The following is a 16,572-nucleotide window of genomic DNA, read 5'->3' as shown; positions in this document are numbered from 1 at the left end:
GATAAAGAAAACTAAAGCTTTCTGATTGCCTTGTAGTCAAGGATTTAGCACTAAAGCTATCATTACAAACTTGGTTTTTTTACACCAATTTACTTAGGCGACACCAAAGACATGTATTACTACCTCCTACCAAAGAGGTAATTCGCTCGTAGGGTTTCTTGCTTGTGTACATAGGCGTCCAGGCTAACACTCCTGGGAACAGGGTAGACTGAGCAAAGAAGGCAACTACTTGGATTTGATCGTGACTAATCGTCTTGCTGAAGCTAAGAGCCTCTATCTCCGCAAACACGCCGAAAATCCAATTGATTGGTGGCCTTGGTGTGACGAAGCACTTGCAACTGCAAGAGCGCAAAATAAACCGATTTTTCTTTCCATTGGCTATTCTAGTTGCCACTGGTGTACTGTCATGGAAGGCGAAGCTTTTTCTGATATTGCGATCGCTGACTACATGAACGCCAATTATCTTCCCATCAAAGTAGACAGGGAAGAAAGACCTGACCTTGATAGCATCTATATGCAAGCTTTGCAGATGATGAGCGGTCAAGGGGGTTGGCCTTTGAATATTTTTCTTTCCCCAGAGGATTTAGTGCCGTTTTACGCTGGTACTTATTTCCCTGTTGACCCGCGCTATGGTCGTCCTGGATTTTTGCAGGTTTTGCAAGCCCTTCGCCGTTACTACGATACCGAAAAAGCAGAATTACAGCAACGCAAAGCCTTAATTATTGAGTCGCTGCTCACCTCTGCGGTGTTACAAGATGCTACAACAGATGAGCTTGAAGACCATGAATTACTCCGCCAAGGTTGGGAAACCAGCACATCTGTAATTATTCCTAGTCAATCTGGGAATAGCTTTCCGATGATCCCCTATGCAAAATTAGCACTGCGGGGAACTCGATTTAATTTTGAATCTCGCTATGATGGCAAGCAAGTTTGTACCCAGCGGGGACTAGACTTGGCGCTGGGAGGCATTTACGACCACGTGGGTGGTGGCTTTCATCGCTATACTGTTGACCCTACTTGGACAGTACCCCACTTTGAAAAGATGCTCTACGACAATGGGCAGATTGTGGAGTATCTGGCTTCTTTGTGGAGTGCAGGAATCCAAGAACTAGCGTTTGAGAGGGCGGTTGCTGGTACTGTACAATGGCTGAAGCGGGAAATGACCGCACCTGAAGGTTACTTCTATGCTGCTCAAGATGCCGACAGTTTCACCGATCCCACGGCGGTAGAACCAGAAGAAGGAGCCTTTTATGTCTGGAGTTACAGCGAACTACAACTACTGTTAACACCTGAAGAATTAACGGAATTAGAACAGTTTTCAGTGACACCTAACGGCAACTTTGAAGGACGTAATGTCTTGCAAAGACGCCATTCAGGGAAACTGAGTGCAACGGTGGAAACGGCACTGAGCAAGCTGTTTACCGCTCGCTATGGCGTGAGTGCTGAGTCGCTGGAAACTTTTCCCCCGGCTCGTAACAACCAAGAAGCAAAAACCGCTAACTGGCCAGGTCGCATTCCTTCGGTGACAGATACGAAAATGATTGTCGCTTGGAATAGCTTGATGATTTCTGGGCTGGCTAGGGCTGCTGGGGTTTTTCAAGAACCGTTATATCTGGAATTAGCAGCACGAGCAGCGAATTTTATCTTGGAAAATCAGTTTGTCGATGGGCGTTTTCATCGGCTCAACTATCAAGGAGAACCAACTGTTTTAGCTCAGTCTGAAGATTACGCCTTTTTTATTAAAGCTCTCTTGGATTTACAAGCTTCTAACCCAGAGCATAAGCAATGGTTAGAAAAAGCGATCGCTATCCAAGATGAATTCAACGAATTTCTCTGGAGTGTAGAATTAGGTGGTTATTATAACACATCTAGTGATTCTAGTCAAGATTTAATTGTGCGGGAGCGCAGTTACGCGGATAATGCTACACCATCAGCGAATGGAATTGCGATCGCTAACCTTGTCCGTCTCGCCCTCCTCACTGATAATCTGGATTATTTGGATCTAGCAGAACAAGGCTTAAAAGCTTTTAGGAGTCTAATGCATCGCGCTCCTCAAGCAAGTCCTAGTTTATTTACAGCTTTGGATTGGTATCGTAACTCTACCTTGATTCGCAGCACAACTGAGCAAATAAACTCTTTGATCCCCAAGTTTCTGCCTGTGGCTGCGTTTGCCATCACATCTGATTTACCAGAGGGAAGCGTTGGGTTAGTTTGCCAAGGTTTGAAGTGTTTGGCACCAGCAGAAAGTGTAGAACATTTATTGCAGCAAGTCCAGAAAAGTCAAAATAGAGGATAATTTTGGCAATATTAAACCCATATCCGTGAATCAGGTGAAGTGAGAATGACTACCCCTAGCGAATTAACTGCCATTGTATTAGCAGGCGGCAAGAGTTCTCGCATGGGTCAGGATAAAGCCTTGATTCCAATTCAAGGGGTGCCATTGTTGCAGCGGGTTTGTGGTATTGCTCAAAGCTGTGCTGATGTTGTTTATGTAGTCACTCCCTGGCCAGAACGCTATCAAGACTTACTTTTGCCTGGTTGTCAGTTTATTCAAGAAGTGCCTTTATGTGGGCAATCTTTAGCCCACGGGCCTCTTGTTGGGTTTGCCCAAGGGCTAGCCGAAGTCAAAACAGATTGGGTACTGCTGTTAGCTTGCGATTTGCCGAGATTGCGGGTTGAGGTATTGCAAGATTGGGTAAGTAGACTCGATCGCGTGGGGGATAATGCGATCGCAGCTTTAGCCGAACATCCCAAAGGCTGGGAACCTCTGTGTGGTTTTTATCGCCCTCGCTGTCTGCCACAACTTTTAGAGTTTATCAACCAAGGGGGGCGATCGTTTCAACAGTGGCTTCGGCAATATCCGGTAGAAGTTTTGCCTTTACCAGAACCCGAAATGCTGTTTAACTGTAATACACCAGAGGACTTGGCTAAGAGTTAAACCTTAACCCAAGCGTATTGGTATATAAAGTGGAATTCTCTGCTGTTTAGCGAGTGCGACAAAATTTGCGATCGTTATCACTTTCAGGGTATTGCCAAGAATAGGCAAAATGGCTAACTCCCTTCAATTGTGGGGCGTATTTGCGAAGTGCTTGCATTTGCGCTTCTAGGGATGGACGATTGCTGATCGATTCTCCCCATTTGCCTGCTAAAGCTGGGATAACCTGCGTACCAGGTTTTGTCATACTCAAAACCCGCTGCACTTGCGCCACAATACAACTAACATTACCGCAATTCCCATAAGCCATAGGATGCCACTCTAATGTAGTGGGGAAACGATCCCAAGGTTGCAAACGGGAATCATACCCTTGTCCTACACTTTGGTTGCCATCAGGAAAAAACACTACTCCTGTGGAAATACCTTGCTGCTTTGCTGGGTAACTAGCTACGTTGACAAAATCTAGAATTCCTTGCATGGCGTGGGCAACGGCAAGCTGCCACAACTCCCATTGTAAAAGTGGTTGTCTGTCGGTTACAGACAGGATTGACTTTTGGGCTGTTGGGGGAATGCGTCCTTGCCACAGAGGTTCTCCTTCTTGAGGATAAAGTTTATCAACTTCCGCTATATCTCCAGGGGTGACGTATCCCTTACTCAAAAAGCGCCGAATCAAGTCCAGCCCTTTGTAATTCTGGGCCCGTTTAAATAAAGCTTCTTGGGTTGCGGCAGTAAATAGCCATAAATCTGAAACTTTGGTGGCAATGGAATCACTTCCTGCTTGGCGGGGATAACGCACATAATCCAATAGCAAGCCATCTGGGCGACGGCGCAAAACCTCTTGGACTAATTGGTAGTAGTCGCGTTTTGCTTGCAAGTTGTAGGGGTCGATAAATACTTGAGAGCCGTTATCTACGACATATAGGCTCGTTTGACCTTTGCCATTACGAGCGATCGCACCTTCTCTATCTCGGCGCTGGGCGTAAGTATAGCCGAAATTTGTGGTAAACATCCAGGCGTAGACTTTTAAACCGCGTTGCCGACCTTTTTTTATTGCTGTGGCGAGTATATCGACGTTTTCTGTCCCTGGAGTACGAATCACAGAAGGCCAAACCGTCGGGTTAGCTTTTGCTGGCAATAATGCCTGTCCGTCGTAAAATACTTCTAAATAAACTTGGTTATAGCCACGGTTGACAATCCGATCCATAATCTGGTCGATTATTCCTGGCTGAATGTCACAGGGATACAAGCGCAACCAAATGGCTTGGACTTTCGGCCAAGTCCGAGTGCGGCACTCTCGTAAGTCCTGTGCCTGTTCTTGTAGCATTTTTTGGTAGCGCGTTTGAGCATCTTGCTTGCCTTTGAGGGCTGATAAACGTAAGTTCTCTTTTTCTTGCGCCGCCGCTGATGATAACTGGCAATACTGGGTTACTTGCGCCCTTGCTGGTTCGCTTCCAAAGTTGGGGAGCAACGAACTAGTAGTGAAAACAACAGCGAATAGGCGCTGCCAAAATAATCTCGATCTTGCAACGTTCAAGGGATGGTTAGACATACCTACCAGTAGATGGACACAATAATCATCGACCCCAACTCAGATAATTGTGGGCAACGTGTATCGAATTATATAGTTAAGTAGTAAGGGTTTTAAAACCTATTTTTTCAAGACTGCCAAAGGACTATTTGTGTTGCCGCATTTTTTTCTAAAGACATAAACCCATACAGGGCAGTATAAAACACATAAATATAAAGCAAGTTTAGTCTGCTATTGGGTAGATTCTGCCTCTACCTTAATTAGTGAAAATCTGTCAAAACCAGTAAGATTTTTTAACCAAGAATACCCTAACTTTTAGCTGTTGTCATTACCCGTATTTTTTCAATCTCTGGCTTAGTTGCTATCCTGCTTGGGAATTTATAGCTATATAGCTAAAGCCCGTTGAAACTTTCAATACACAAGGCAGGAGGTGAGCCAACGCGTCTACGCAACAATGGCAAAGTCAAGCCAAGTGAAACTAAAAGCTACATTTGGTATTTTTGAATGTGGTGCTGAGTATGTTTCTTGTGCCATTCTTACCCCAGAAGGAATTTTAATATGTATCGTCGTTGGCTCTTATCTGCTTTAGCACTTTTGATGAGTATAGTTTTAGCTGCTTGCACGACTCCAAGCACTCAGCAGCCACAAACAAAATTCACAAACCCTACTCAGGCAACAAACACAAATTCTCAGCAATTGCCAAAAGGAGCGGCAAAAAGAGTTGTTGCTCTTTCTTCACTTTCTGCTGATATTATTTCTCGACTCGATCGAGCAAAAATTGTCGGAATTACTGGGAGTAAATTATTTAAGAATGACTCCAGATTCAAAGATATTCCCCGCGTTAGTGAAGGGCAAAGTCCGCCAAATTTAGAAAAAGTGGTAGCACTCAAACCAGATTTAGTTATTGGTGCAGAAGGATTTTCTAACATTCCAATTCAAAAACTTCAGCAGCTAGGAATTCCGACTTTTCTGACTAAGGTAAATAATTGGGAATCTCTAGAAGAACTTACTAAAACGCTTGCTAAATCTATTGACGCCGATCCTCAGCCTTTGTTAAATCGTTACAAAACTTTCTTGCCAGAAAAGCCAACTCAGGGTTTTTCTACTCTAGCGCTGGTTAGTCGTCAACCAATTTTAGCGCCGAATAAAAATAGTTGGGCAGGGGATTTGCTGGCGAAATTCCAAGCGAAAAATATAGCAGCAGATTTACAAGGAAAAAGCCCAATTGGTGGCTATGTGACGCTTTCGGCTGAGAAAGTTTTAGAAGCAAATCCAGAGGTGATAATTTTGGTTAATCCCCCGCAAGGGAATTCGGAAGCAGCGCTTTTAGATTCGCTAAAAAAGGAAGCTTTTTGGCAACAACTGCAAGCAACTAAAAATAACCGAGTCTATGTGTTTGATTATTATGGTCTGGTGAATCCAGGTAGTATAGATGCAATTGAAAAGGCTTGTCAGCAGCTTAAGCAAGCGTTGTTTGTCCCACAAGGCACTTAGCTCAATAATGGGAGGTCGCGTATAATTTCAACAGTATATATAGGACTCCTGTCTGATTTCTGAACAAAATTTTAGATAAAACCCTGATAAAACAGGATTTTCAGTCTCAGTATGTTTTCAAAAATCAAATTGGAGTCCTATGTTAACGAGTATTATTTACTTATAGATCCCAGGATTTAAAAATGCAGATTGCTCAACTTCCCAAAAAGTATTTGCGATGGGTTCGTTGGTTTTTGAGAAGTAGACTTGATAGACCTTCAGAAAACTTAGTTTTTATTATAATTAGTCTAATACCACTCATTTTTAACTGGCATTTTGATTGGTCAAGTAGAATTATTTTCGAGTTTGAACTATTCAACAAAATTTCCACGTTATATTTTTATATCACACCTTTATTGCTATTTATCAATAGCTTTTTATTCAAAGAACACTTGCTAAAATTTTTTAGTATTTTAATAGCAGGATTTTTTGGGTGTTTCATTTTTTTAGTGTTTTTCGTACAATTAGCTGTAGGTAATCATATCAACCTTATTGACCGAGTAGAATGTCCAAATGGTAAAATTTTTAGTGTTTATGAGAGCTTTGAACCAAGTTTTATCACTTCTGATGACGCTATTTGCCGATTTGAATTACAACAAGATAGGATTTTTATAGGAGTTCTCAAAAACCGCAAGGAAATTGGAGAAAAAGAGTGTCAAGTTCACACTAGAGAACCTAGTTTCCAAAACCGTCTGATAAATGCATGTACTCGACAGTAAGACAACGTGAATTTGACGATCGCTATGATTACTTCAACATTAAAATAACTTTGAAACTACTGCAAAGCCTTTTTGTAATAAAAATTTTCCTTTTCCGGCACATACCTGTGCTAGATGAAGAGTTTAATCCCGTAGTGTTTGAGTTACAGATTGGGACTCAAACACTACAGGATTAATCCAGATTTTTTTGTCAGCTTCTCTTGGTAACCCATAAGCTTTTTGCTTTGAGTCTTGGAAACTAAACTAAACAAGAAATGCTAATTTTGTCGTTGCTTCTTAACTTTGGTTATGAGCAAGACTAATTTAGATGCGTTTGCCCTGTGGAGAATAGGAACGGGGCAACTGACTGGGCTTTTAATCCTTTGCGGGACTAACTGGTTTTTGAGCAAAGGGGGTATTTTTTTTACCTTCAGGAGAAGCACTTCCAAGACTGCGGAAATACAGTCCTCCAATGGTGAGTAGAAACGTCACATATCCCACTGCTTGTACAAGATAGAGATTGTCTCTGTAACCAAATAAAGATTTGAGGATGATGCCAGGAAACTGTTCGTCAGGCAAGATTGTGGAAGTATTTGAAACTATTGGCCCCAAAATACAGGAGTGGACTTTAGTAAAGCGTTCGTAATAGAAACAAAGGCTTTGTGTGGCACGACTGCTAAGGGCAAGGTTAGCCACAGCGTCGTCAAAATGTTTCAAGGCTGAAACTACTAATCCAGCGACAATTAACACTAATAAAACACCCATTACCTGGAAAAACTGGCGGATGTTAATTTTGATACCCCATTTAAATAACAGCACTCCAATGGCACATGCCACTACCAAACCACCAATAGCACCCAACGCTGGCATTAATCCCTGTTGAAAATTAGCAGCAACGAACAGAACAGTTTCAAAACCTTCGCGGAGAACGGCAACTAAAATTAAAGTAAAAACACCCCAACCAGCATTTGAGTTTTGTGTCAGTGCTTGTGTAACTGCTCCTTCAACTGTAGCTTTCATAAATCTGGCTTGTTTGGTCATCCAGATTAGCATCCAACTGAGCATTACGATCGCTAATACACTAAACACACCTTCTAGCCCTGGCTCAACTACGGAGGTGTATTGAGGATTCGCGGCTCCCAGCACTTTAATTACCCAACTGAATAGCACGCCTATTAAGGCACTGACGACAATGCCAACGCCGACACCAGCATATACCCAAGAGTTGAGTCGGGATTGTTTGGCTTTTTTTAGCAAAGCTAGCACAATACCAACAACAAGGGCAGCTTCTACTCCTTCTCGGAGCGTTATTACAAAAGTAGGTAGAGCAGTACTAAAATTCATCTTTTGTCCTTTGTCTTTTGTCCCCAAACTTATTATGGTTAGAAGCCAAATATTGAAAAATCCAGAGCGGAGGTTTCCTCTGCTCCGGCTTTTTGCTCCGTTCAGGCTTCTATCTTTGTCATTAGTCCCTAGCCAATAACTAATGACTAATGACTAATGACTATTAACTAAAATCGCGTAGCATCTTTTTCAGTTCGAGATTATGCATCTCTTCTTGTCCAATCATGCCGCGAGCGAATTCTTCAAGATAAATGCTGGCATTGGTAACAGTATCGAGCAGATTTTTATACAGATCCAATGCCTTTTTTTCATGGGATAAGCTTTCTTCCAAGATATCCTTGACTTTATGCTGGTAGGTTTCTTCCATTGGGGCAATTTTTAGGGAGGGATGCCCATCTAAACCAGTGAGAATTTCTCCTACTTGTTCGGCATGAAGTAAAGACTCACTTGCCTGTGCTTTGAAAAAAGCCACGATTGGAATACGGTTAGGACCAGTCACCATCAAAGAATAATGTGTATAGCGCACTACTCCTGCTAGTTCAAATTCCATGATGGCGTTCAGCAGGTCAATGGTCTTTTTCTGGTCAAGTTCTTGCATCAGCTGTTAGTTAAAAGTAACGAATGGGGTGTAATTAGTTAGGAGTTGGAAGTACGTAATTAGTAACTCCTAACTATTTCCTTATTTTAAACTCCTTACCCTATGCTTCCCATTAAATTAAAGTGTTATCGCTGTGCTTGGGTATTAGATTTGTCAACTACTTTTTGAGAGTTTTCCTCAATGGTTTTTACTAGCTTGGTAACATCATTCGGAGTTTTGACTGCTTTTGCTGGTGGGATGGCAGAAGGCCAAACTTTTATGAGTTCAGCAAAACTAGCATCGATCGCTTTATGTGCTTCGGGATCTGCTTGAGCTACTTGACTAGAAATTCCTTTGTATAATTCATTGGCGTAAAAGACAAAACCACGGGAATCTTGATACTCAATTGGCGCGGTTACTTTACCATTTGCGATCGCAGCGCCATATTCGGAGTTAGCTGAGTCTAGCAATTCGTTAATTACCTGGAGCGCAAATCCTGGTTTTGAGCGTTCAGCTTCTGGCAAAGCTGCGATCGCGCCGTCAACTGCTTGCACTGAAGAAGTAAAATTAGTTTTAACTTTGCTATCCTTCGGACTAGATTTCACTAAATCTTGCAAACTCACCAATGTTGTTTTAAATTCTTTGACTTTGCGCTCATTAAGTTGATCTTCTACGTCAACGTAAATTTCCTCAACTGGATGTCCAATATGAGGTTCTGCCTGTTTCGGCTGATTCTGATCTAGCAGTTCTCGTGCTACCAAAAGATGCCCTTTCATTAAGCCTAATTTAGACATATAGTCAACATCTTTTGCCTCACCTGTGAGTACCACTTCTTGAACGCCAACCTGGTCTTTAATTTGGTCGAACTGCTCTTGAGTAATTACTTTTTTAGTAACTAAATCTTCTGGGCTGCCATAGGGGCGATTTGCCTGAATTTTGTTGGATAAAGCCGGAATACCTAGCTTGGCTTCAAATTTATCCAATTCTGACAAGATAGCACTGTTAATGTTAATTTTTTCTTTGCCACCGTGACCACTATGACTGTTACTACTTACTGCTTCTGTAGAAGGACTAGTAACTGGTGCTGATGGGTTTTCTGCGGTTGGTGTACTGCTACACGAACTCAAGGTAACTATTGCGGCTGCTGCTACTGTTAAACAGATATAACGAAATTTTATCATCTTTGCTCCTCGCACAACGAAAAAAGGTATTAATTGAAACATTTCAAACTATTGCTAGAAGCTAGTTTGTTTGACACATTGTCATAGATTATACTGTTGCATATAATGAGATTTTTTATCAACTATTTACCTAAAACTTACTAATAATATTGTCAGGAATTTTTAACAGCATTTTGAGAGTTGCTGATAGGAAGTACTTCAAATTGCCCCATGCAACCATTTTCTGCGATCGCATCTTGATGGGGATGGAACATATACTTACCTGGGTAGCGGAAAGCAAATTCCAAGATGTGCCTTTCTGCGATACCCATCGTAATCACATCTGTTTTCTCGCTAGCAGTCATACTCATGCCATAGCGATAGACATCAAAAAAGTTGGCGTGGAGATGAAACGTTACTGCCGGATCGTATTCAATAATGTTGAGAACATACAGCCGAATCAACTGATCTTTATAAATCCGAATCGGGTTATGCATGTAATAGTGAGGTAGACCGTTGAAGGCGTAATAGTCATTATGGCTATCATCATTCACGTCATATCCACCCATCACTAATACAATTTCATCAGCCGGGGGACGGGGAGTAGGTGGATCGATGATAAACATCCCATACAGCCCCTTGGCGATGTGACGGGTGACTGGTTCAATATGGCAATGGTATAGGTGAACGCCATAGGGTTCAGCATCAAATTCATAAATTGTCGCATCACCGTTGCTGATTGGGCGAACACCATCCATTTCTGCCGGATGAACGCCATGAAAATGTAAAGAGTGAGAATGCCCTGCATTGTTGAGAAATAGTACCCGGATGCGATCGCCCTGTTTGGCCCGTAGCGTTGGCCCTGGTATGCGACCGTTTAAATCCCAGATGTTGTAAGAAACAGCACTATTGAGTTTGATTATGGAAGTACCCGCAGTTAACTGAAATTCCCGGATAGTCCGCCCATTTTCTTGCTTTACCGTCCCATAATCAAAATCCCTTAACATCTTCATCGGATTAGTAGCATCGTCTGGTGCTTCCATCGCGAATGGTGGCACTTGGACGATTGACTTACTTTGTAGATTTAGCATCTGCCAAAGTCCAGCGGCACCAGTCACTCCAGCACCTGCTAGGCCCAGCTTCAGTAATTGACGGCGGCTCCACGGTTTTGCGTTACCTAGAGCGAAGTTGTTGGGCATGAGATTTAGTTACGGTTAGCACCAAAAAAGAATTGCAAATCTTTTGCAATTGCTTTTAAATATTAGAGGAATTAATAATTATTGTCAATAATTTTATGGCGCTTCAAAACTGTTAGTGAAGCTATTAAATCTAGATAAAGCGAGAATCAGTCCCAGAAAACTCCAGCCAACTTTTCTTAATTTTAACAGTATTTACACGTTGCTTTATGTATAAATCATATTCAGAAAAAGCGAACGGCTTCATGCCTATTTCCGATCTGCTTATTCCTTTAGGAGTACTTGGAGTAGAAACGTTGAGTATAATAGCACCTTAGATATGGACGCAAGCAAGTAACTGTCGGTAATCTGTGGCGTATTGTAATTGGCTTAGAGATAGCATAAATCGCATTTTAAGGAATTTTGGATGCTTGGCAAGATGAAAATTTTTAATTTTGCTCTGTTACCTTTGTGTTATCAGCGTTGAAAATGCCGTCATTCAATGCATGTGTCATTCTTTTGTTATTTGTATGGACTTTATGTGGAGATTTCTGCCTCATGATGAACCGATCTTCAAAGGATAGTATAGTATTCACTAAAGCCCAATTACCCAATACATTTGATACACACTTGTCAAAGGCAAAGTCGATCGTATATCTTTTTGCAATCAAGCGGCATAATGCCCTTTGATTGATGAATTACCCAAATTTATTATTACGAGGTCAAAAATGGCTACTTTTTCTCATATTTCAGTATTGCAAAAGACCGCAGGTATTACCTTATCCAAGCCTGTGCAGGTAACGCTCTATATGCTGTTATCTTCTTTAGTTATTTGGACTGTTTTGTTCTCCACCTATCCTGCGGTTCATAACACAGCACACTCAGCGCGTCACCACACATTAGGCGTTGCATGTCACTAAATTATCTAATCCCAAGATTTTTTAGGTGCATGAAGCAATGCTTTGACACCTAATAAAGTTACGATGCTAAAATAGCCAAAATTTTGCGCTAGGGTTTTTGCTTGTAAATAGTTTTGTGGAGATGGTCTGTTGCCCATCTCTACATCACCTTAATTTAATTTAAGATGATGTCTGATTTATGACTAATTCTTTGAGTGAAATTCTTCTAATTAGCAATAATATTCTAGAATAACTTCCATGCCTTGCTATTAAGGTTTCAGTTGAAAAAAACACATTTAGGTTCACATTTACCGTAAGCTTTTATGAAAAAATATCGGATTTTTGGAGTTATCAGCGCTGTTTGCATCACTTTGTCAATTCTTTATTCATTTGTGGGTAATTCGCAAATTCCTACATCTAGAGTGCTACTCTCCACCAACCCACCTTTAGAACGTATTCTTCCCTTTGAAGCAGAGGCAGAAAAACCACAATCTCCCGTTACCCTGACGTTACAAGCTGTTGATGCTGGGGGTAAAGCATTAGCAAATGCCAAAATTAGTTTACAAATTCTGACGCCGCCGCCTAATCCTTGGCTAACAACAGATTTCCCCATTGTCGAGGGAACAGAATTGTTGCAAATGGATGCCACTGCACCTGATGGGAAGCTAGAAATTCAGCAGATGTTACCTATTCGTGGTAATTATCAATTGCGGGTGAATGTGTCACCTTTGGTAGCAAATACTTTTGCTCCCTATGAACAAACCTTAAATTTGAATGTCCGAGAAAATCCCATCAAATATAAATATTTTGCTGTTATTGCAGGTATTTTACTATCACTTGGATTGTTGGGTGGTTGGATTATTGGCGGACAAGAAGAACTACAACAAGGAGAAATTGCACCACAGTCAGTGCGCCTTTTATTAAGTGCATTAACAGTAGTGGCTATAGTAACCCTATTATTTATCAACATTAGTGCAGAAGTAGCAGAAGCTCATGGCAGCGAACACCACTCAAATACTACCGAAGCGATCGCACCATCATCTCAAAAATCTCAGGGATTGGAAATTAAACTTCAGGGAGATAAAAACGCGACTGTCGGAAAACTTGCAAACTTAGGGCTACAGGTGAAAGATAGCGCAACCGGACAACCTATCAGAGATGTAGCGTTGCAGGTGAAAGCGATCGCCACAGAACATAATTTAACAGTCTTTGATTACAAAGGTATTCCCGACGAACAAGGGAAGTTAACATGGCTTGAACAGTTTTTTGATGGTTCACCACACACAATCGAGGTGGAAGCAACTCCTCTACCAGGATCTAGCCGTCAATTTACACCAGTGAAGGTAGCGCAAGAAGTTGAAGTTGAAGCGATCGCACCACCAATTTATATCCGATTGATTGGTTTATTCTACTTTACAGCCTTTGTCGGTATTGGTATGGCCATTGGGTTGCTAATACAGAACCGACGAACACCACAAGCAAGGTAAAATTAGTAATATCCAGTGCTTTGGTGAGAATTATAGCCAATATAACAATGTGCATTAAGTAAGTAGGTAAGAATAAATAAAACTACATTACGCAATGTCAAATTAATAAAGTTGGCTTGTAGTAAGCGGATCGAGCCGCTTACTACAAATTTTCTTAATTGCTATTTTTTAGTTAATTAATAAAAGCTATCCTAAACATCTAAAAAACTGGTTTACAAGCTGCTACTGTACTTCATCAACCTGTAATCAGCCGGATAATTAGATATTTATGATAAACAGACAATCAATACTTGCAAAATATTTTCCTCCTATTTGGCTGCGATTTTTAATAATTATTCTGTTAATATTAGGGATATTTTTTCGCTTCGCCTATCTGGATCGAAAAGTCTACTCGCACGATGAAGCTTATACTTCATTACGAATTTCTGGTTACACTAAGACAGAATTTGTTCAACAAGTATTTAATGGGCGCGTGTTTGCTGTTGGAGATATACAAAAATATCAACAGCCAAACTCTGAAAAAGGTTTAATCAATACAATCAACTCTTTGGCGGTTGAGGATGCCCAGCATCCTCCACTTTATTACGTGATGGTTAGATTATGGATGCAGTTGTTTGGCAATTCAGTAGCAACTACCAGAAGCTTGTCAGCCATAATTAGCTTGCTAGCTTTTCCTTGCATTTATTGGCTGTGCTTAGAATTATTTCAGTCACCCATAACAGCATGGATAAGCGTAGCTTTTCTAACAGTCTCTCCCTTCCATGTACTGTACGCCCAAGAGGCAAGGGAGTTTGGTTTGTGGATAGTGACTACTTTGCTAGGGAGTGCTGTACTGCTACGAGCAATAAGGCTGCGTAACAAGCAGCTTTGGGGGATTTATGCAGTAACAGTGGCACTAGGATTGTACACCTTTTTGTTTTCTGGGTTGCTAGCGATCGCCTACGGTATTTATGTATTTGCCATTGAACGCTTTCGATTCACCAAAACCGTTAAAGCTTATCTAATAGCAACTAGTGTCGGCTTTTTAGCTTTCGTTCCTTGGATTTTAACTGTTATTAATAGCTTGTCTGAAATTGAGCGCACAACAGCCAGCGCTCAAACCAGACAATCTGTATCAGCTTTAGCTTCTGGTTGGATTAGCAATATTAGCTGTTTATTTGCAGATTTTTGGCGCTACGAACCATTTTTTCCAGATTTGAATTTGCCAGTTTTGCGCTGGGGTCGATTTTTAATTCCCTTACTACTAATCTTGGTAGTATATTCATTCTTATTTCTTTATCGTCAAGCAGGAACACGAGTTTGGTTATTTGTTTTTATCTTAAGTGGAGTACCTGCTTTAGCTGTCATATTGCCTGATTTGATTATTGGAGGTAAGGTCAGTCTGCGACCTAGATATGTTATTCCATGTTATGTTGGCATTCAGCTAGCTGTTGCTTATTTGCTGGCGGATAAAATTATTTCTTCTAAGTTAATAAGCCGTAAATTTTGGCAATTATTAATGGTAGTAGTAATTTCCGCTGGAGTTGTATCCTGTGCTGTCAGTTCTCAAGCCGAGACATGGTGGAATAAAAGCAGTCATGCTAACCCTCAAATAGCTCGCATTATTAATAAAGCTAACGATCCATTATTAATTAGTAGTAATTATTCTCTAAATATTGGCGATTTAATGTCTCTCATTCATCTGCTAGATCGGAAAGTGCCGATGCAATTGGTAACTGAACCAAGCATACCAAACATTCCTGATAGTTTCAGCGAGCTATTTTTGTATAATCCTTCTAAAAAATTTAGATATGAGCTAGAGAAGAAATACAAACTAGTCGATGTATTCCAGTATAGTAGGCTGTGGCGGCTAGAACAGAAAAGCAGCTAAATTTGATATAACTGGGATTCTCCTGAGCTTGGTGTATTGATTAAGTAAAATTTTATTATTTTCCAGATTGTAAAATTAAGATTTACTGAGAAATTAAGAAAGTAATGCTGACAAAAATTACTGTTGAAAAAATTCTTGACCGTGCCTTGATGGGATACGACTTATCTCACGAAGATGGAGTGGTGTTGTTAGAACAAACTGAGCCAGAGGCGATCGCCGCAATACGTGCTACATCCGACACACTCCGACACACTCAAGCAGGCGATACAGTTACTTATGTAATTAATCGTAATATCAACTTTACTAATATTTGTGAGCAGCACTGTAGTTTTTGTGCTTTCCGTCGAGATGATGGTGATGCCGATGCATACTGGTTAGATTCGGCACAAATTTTGGAAAAGGCGACAGATGCGGTGCGACGGGGTGCGACAGAAATCTGTATGCAGGGAGGATTAAATCCACAAGCGCAGATCAATGGTAAATCTTTGCCCTATTATCTTAAGGTTGTAGAAACCATTAAACAGGAATTTCCCCACATCCATCTCCATGCTTTTTCCCCCCAAGAAGTGCAATTTATCGCCAGGCTTGACGGACTTGAGTATGCCGATGTAATTGCTGCTTTGCGCGATGCTGGTGTTGGCTCCATGCCGGGAACAGCAGCTGAAGTGTTAGACGATGAAGTAAGGCGGATACTGTGTCCAGAGAAGATTGACACAGCCACTTGGCTAGAAATTGTCAGCACGGCTCACAAATTAGGCTTACATACCACTAGCACGATGTTATCTGGGCATATTGAAACCCACGAGCAGCAAATCGGGCATTTTGAAAAATTGCGATCGCTCCAAAAAACCGCCATCGATCGGGGATATCCAGCAAGGATCACAGAGTTTATTTTATTACCCTTTGTTGGGCAAGAAGCGCCCAAATCCTTACGTCGCCGCGTCGGACGCGATCAACCAGTTTTAACCGATGCACTCCTGTTAGGCGCTGTGGCGCGGATTTACTTGGGTAATTGGATTCCCAACCATCAGCAGAGTTGGGTAAAACTGGGGCTTGCGGGTGCAACGGAAGCCTTAGTTTGGGGGTGTAACGATATCGGCGGCACATTGATGGAGGAGCATATAACCACAATGGCAGGTGCTTTGGGCGGTACGTGTATGGAAGTGGAAACCTTGGAAACTGCGATCGCTTCTTTAGGAAGACCTTACCAACAACGCGATACTCTTTATCAAAAAGTCATTAGTCATTAGTCATTTGTCATTTGTCATTTGTCATTGGGAATTGGTCAATAATTAATAGTTATTCTTCTCCTACTCCCCCTGCTCCCTCATCCCCCTTATCCCCCTCATCCCTCACTCCCCATTCC

The 16,572-nt window shown here is 41.4% G+C and carries 15 protein-coding genes; 9 read left to right on the top strand and 6 right to left on the bottom strand.

Features of this window, described 5'->3' with window-relative positions; genetic code table 11:
• Positions 1-241 precede the first annotated feature (241 nt).
• Together V7L01_RS08965 and V7L01_RS08960 are read left to right on the top strand one after the other, a co-directional pair.
• Positions 242-2,296, top strand: coding sequence for a thioredoxin domain-containing protein (locus tag V7L01_RS08965; RefSeq protein WP_335033851.1), 2,055 nt, complete (start codon positions 242-244; stop codon positions 2,294-2,296).
• A 45-nt stretch (positions 2,297-2,341) separates the two neighbouring features.
• Positions 2,342-2,938: a molybdenum cofactor guanylyltransferase gene (locus V7L01_RS08960; RefSeq protein ID WP_335033850.1), complete on the top strand. Its 597-nt coding sequence runs from the start codon at positions 2,342-2,344 to the stop codon at positions 2,936-2,938.
• Positions 2,939-2,984: 46 nt separating this feature from the next.
• Here the strand turns inward: V7L01_RS08960 and V7L01_RS08955 are convergent, their stop codons facing one another.
• Positions 2,985-4,484 (bottom strand): family 10 glycosylhydrolase, encoded by a 1,500-nt coding sequence (locus tag V7L01_RS08955; protein WP_335033848.1) that lies wholly within the window; start codon positions 4,482-4,484, stop codon positions 2,985-2,987.
• A 409-nt stretch (positions 4,485-4,893) separates the two neighbouring features.
• Between V7L01_RS08955 and V7L01_RS08950 the strand changes: the two genes are divergently transcribed.
• From V7L01_RS08950 to V7L01_RS08940, 3 genes are all read left to right on the top strand, one after another.
• The gene (locus tag V7L01_RS08950; protein ID WP_335033846.1) at positions 4,894-5,052 is read left to right on the top strand and encodes a hypothetical protein; all 159 of its coding nucleotides are present in this window, start codon (positions 4,894-4,896) and stop codon (positions 5,050-5,052) included.
• The gene (locus V7L01_RS08945) at positions 5,022-5,957 is read left to right on the top strand and encodes an ABC transporter substrate-binding protein (protein ID WP_335033844.1); all 936 of its coding nucleotides are present in this window, start codon (positions 5,022-5,024) and stop codon (positions 5,955-5,957) included. The genes V7L01_RS08950 and V7L01_RS08945 overlap by 31 nt, the downstream gene beginning before the upstream one ends.
• Before the next feature lie 182 nt (positions 5,958-6,139).
• Positions 6,140-6,715, top strand: a complete 576-nt coding sequence (locus tag V7L01_RS08940) for a hypothetical protein (RefSeq protein WP_335033842.1) — start codon at positions 6,140-6,142, stop codon at positions 6,713-6,715.
• Positions 6,716-7,069: 354 nt separating this feature from the next.
• On the opposite strand, the gene V7L01_RS08935 is transcribed toward V7L01_RS08940, so the two are convergent.
• From V7L01_RS08935 to V7L01_RS08920, 4 genes are all read right to left on the bottom strand, one after another.
• Positions 7,070-8,038 (bottom strand): FTR1 family iron permease, encoded by a 969-nt coding sequence (locus tag V7L01_RS08935; RefSeq protein WP_335033840.1) that lies wholly within the window; start codon positions 8,036-8,038, stop codon positions 7,070-7,072.
• A 163-nt stretch (positions 8,039-8,201) separates the two neighbouring features.
• The gene (locus tag V7L01_RS08930) at positions 8,202-8,636 is read right to left on the bottom strand and encodes a ferritin-like domain-containing protein (RefSeq protein ID WP_335033838.1); all 435 of its coding nucleotides are present in this window, start codon (positions 8,634-8,636) and stop codon (positions 8,202-8,204) included.
• A gap of 125 nt (positions 8,637-8,761) precedes the next feature.
• Positions 8,762-9,796: a ComEA family DNA-binding protein gene (locus tag V7L01_RS08925; RefSeq protein WP_335033837.1), complete on the bottom strand. Its 1,035-nt coding sequence runs from the start codon at positions 9,794-9,796 to the stop codon at positions 8,762-8,764.
• Positions 9,797-9,948: 152 nt separating this feature from the next.
• On the bottom strand, positions 9,949-10,974 hold the full coding sequence (locus tag V7L01_RS08920) for a multicopper oxidase domain-containing protein (protein ID WP_335033836.1): 1,026 nt from the start codon (positions 10,972-10,974) through the stop codon (positions 9,949-9,951).
• A gap of 704 nt (positions 10,975-11,678) precedes the next feature.
• Here V7L01_RS08920 and V7L01_RS08915 point away from each other — a divergent pair.
• On the top strand, positions 11,679-11,870 hold the full coding sequence (locus V7L01_RS08915; RefSeq protein ID WP_335033835.1) for a CbtB domain-containing protein: 192 nt from the start codon (positions 11,679-11,681) through the stop codon (positions 11,868-11,870).
• A gap of 5 nt (positions 11,871-11,875) precedes the next feature.
• Here V7L01_RS08915 and V7L01_RS08910 read toward each other — a convergent pair whose 3' ends face one another.
• Positions 11,876-12,007 (bottom strand): hypothetical protein, encoded by a 132-nt coding sequence (locus tag V7L01_RS08910; protein ID WP_335033833.1) that lies wholly within the window; start codon positions 12,005-12,007, stop codon positions 11,876-11,878.
• Positions 12,008-12,172: 165 nt separating this feature from the next.
• On the opposite strand from V7L01_RS08910, the gene V7L01_RS08905 reads away from it, so the two are divergent.
• From V7L01_RS08905 to cofH, 3 genes are all read left to right on the top strand, one after another.
• A complete protein-coding gene (locus V7L01_RS08905; RefSeq protein WP_335033831.1) occupies positions 12,173-13,336 on the top strand; it encodes a hypothetical protein in 1,164 nt (387 codons plus the stop codon).
• 268 nt (positions 13,337-13,604) lie between these two features.
• Positions 13,605-15,206 (top strand): glycosyltransferase family 39 protein, encoded by a 1,602-nt coding sequence (locus V7L01_RS08900; protein ID WP_335033829.1) that lies wholly within the window; start codon positions 13,605-13,607, stop codon positions 15,204-15,206.
• A 104-nt stretch (positions 15,207-15,310) separates the two neighbouring features.
• A complete protein-coding gene (cofH, locus tag V7L01_RS08895) occupies positions 15,311-16,456 on the top strand; it encodes a 7,8-didemethyl-8-hydroxy-5-deazariboflavin synthase subunit CofH (protein ID WP_442936956.1) in 1,146 nt (381 codons plus the stop codon).
• Positions 16,457-16,572 lie beyond the last annotated feature (116 nt).

This window comes from Nostoc sp. (assembly GCF_036917095.1).
In the GTDB taxonomy this organism is placed as follows: Bacteria; Cyanobacteriota; Cyanobacteriia; order Cyanobacteriales; family Nostocaceae; genus Nostoc.
Note: the sequence above shows the minus strand (reverse complement) of the source record. Positions and strands in the feature narration are given on the sequence as shown.

What these genes read in the sequence shown, in the direction of transcription:
- cofH (WP_442936956.1), top strand. Translation starts at nt 15,311, where the DNA reads ATGCTGACAAAAATTACTGTTGAAAAAATTCTTGACCGTGCCTTGATG.
- V7L01_RS08935 (WP_335033840.1), bottom strand. Translation starts at nt 8,038, where the DNA reads ATGAATTTTAGTACTGCTCTACCTACTTTTGTAATAACGCTCCGAGAA.
- V7L01_RS08905 (WP_335033831.1), top strand. Translation starts at nt 12,173, where the DNA reads ATGAAAAAATATCGGATTTTTGGAGTTATCAGCGCTGTTTGCATCACT.
- V7L01_RS08900 (WP_335033829.1), top strand. Translation starts at nt 13,605, where the DNA reads ATGATAAACAGACAATCAATACTTGCAAAATATTTTCCTCCTATTTGG.
- V7L01_RS08930 (WP_335033838.1), bottom strand. Translation starts at nt 8,636, where the DNA reads ATGCAAGAACTTGACCAGAAAAAGACCATTGACCTGCTGAACGCCATC.
- V7L01_RS08925 (WP_335033837.1), bottom strand. Translation starts at nt 9,796, where the DNA reads ATGATAAAATTTCGTTATATCTGTTTAACAGTAGCAGCAGCCGCAATA.
- V7L01_RS08915 (WP_335033835.1), top strand. Translation starts at nt 11,679, where the DNA reads ATGGCTACTTTTTCTCATATTTCAGTATTGCAAAAGACCGCAGGTATT.
- V7L01_RS08960 (WP_335033850.1), top strand. Translation starts at nt 2,342, where the DNA reads ATGACTACCCCTAGCGAATTAACTGCCATTGTATTAGCAGGCGGCAAG.
- V7L01_RS08940 (WP_335033842.1), top strand. Translation starts at nt 6,140, where the DNA reads ATGCAGATTGCTCAACTTCCCAAAAAGTATTTGCGATGGGTTCGTTGG.
- V7L01_RS08910 (WP_335033833.1), bottom strand. Translation starts at nt 12,007, where the DNA reads ATGGGCAACAGACCATCTCCACAAAACTATTTACAAGCAAAAACCCTA.
- V7L01_RS08955 (WP_335033848.1), bottom strand. Translation starts at nt 4,484, where the DNA reads ATGTCTAACCATCCCTTGAACGTTGCAAGATCGAGATTATTTTGGCAG.
- V7L01_RS08945 (WP_335033844.1), top strand. Translation starts at nt 5,022, where the DNA reads ATGTATCGTCGTTGGCTCTTATCTGCTTTAGCACTTTTGATGAGTATA.
- V7L01_RS08920 (WP_335033836.1), bottom strand. Translation starts at nt 10,974, where the DNA reads ATGCCCAACAACTTCGCTCTAGGTAACGCAAAACCGTGGAGCCGCCGT.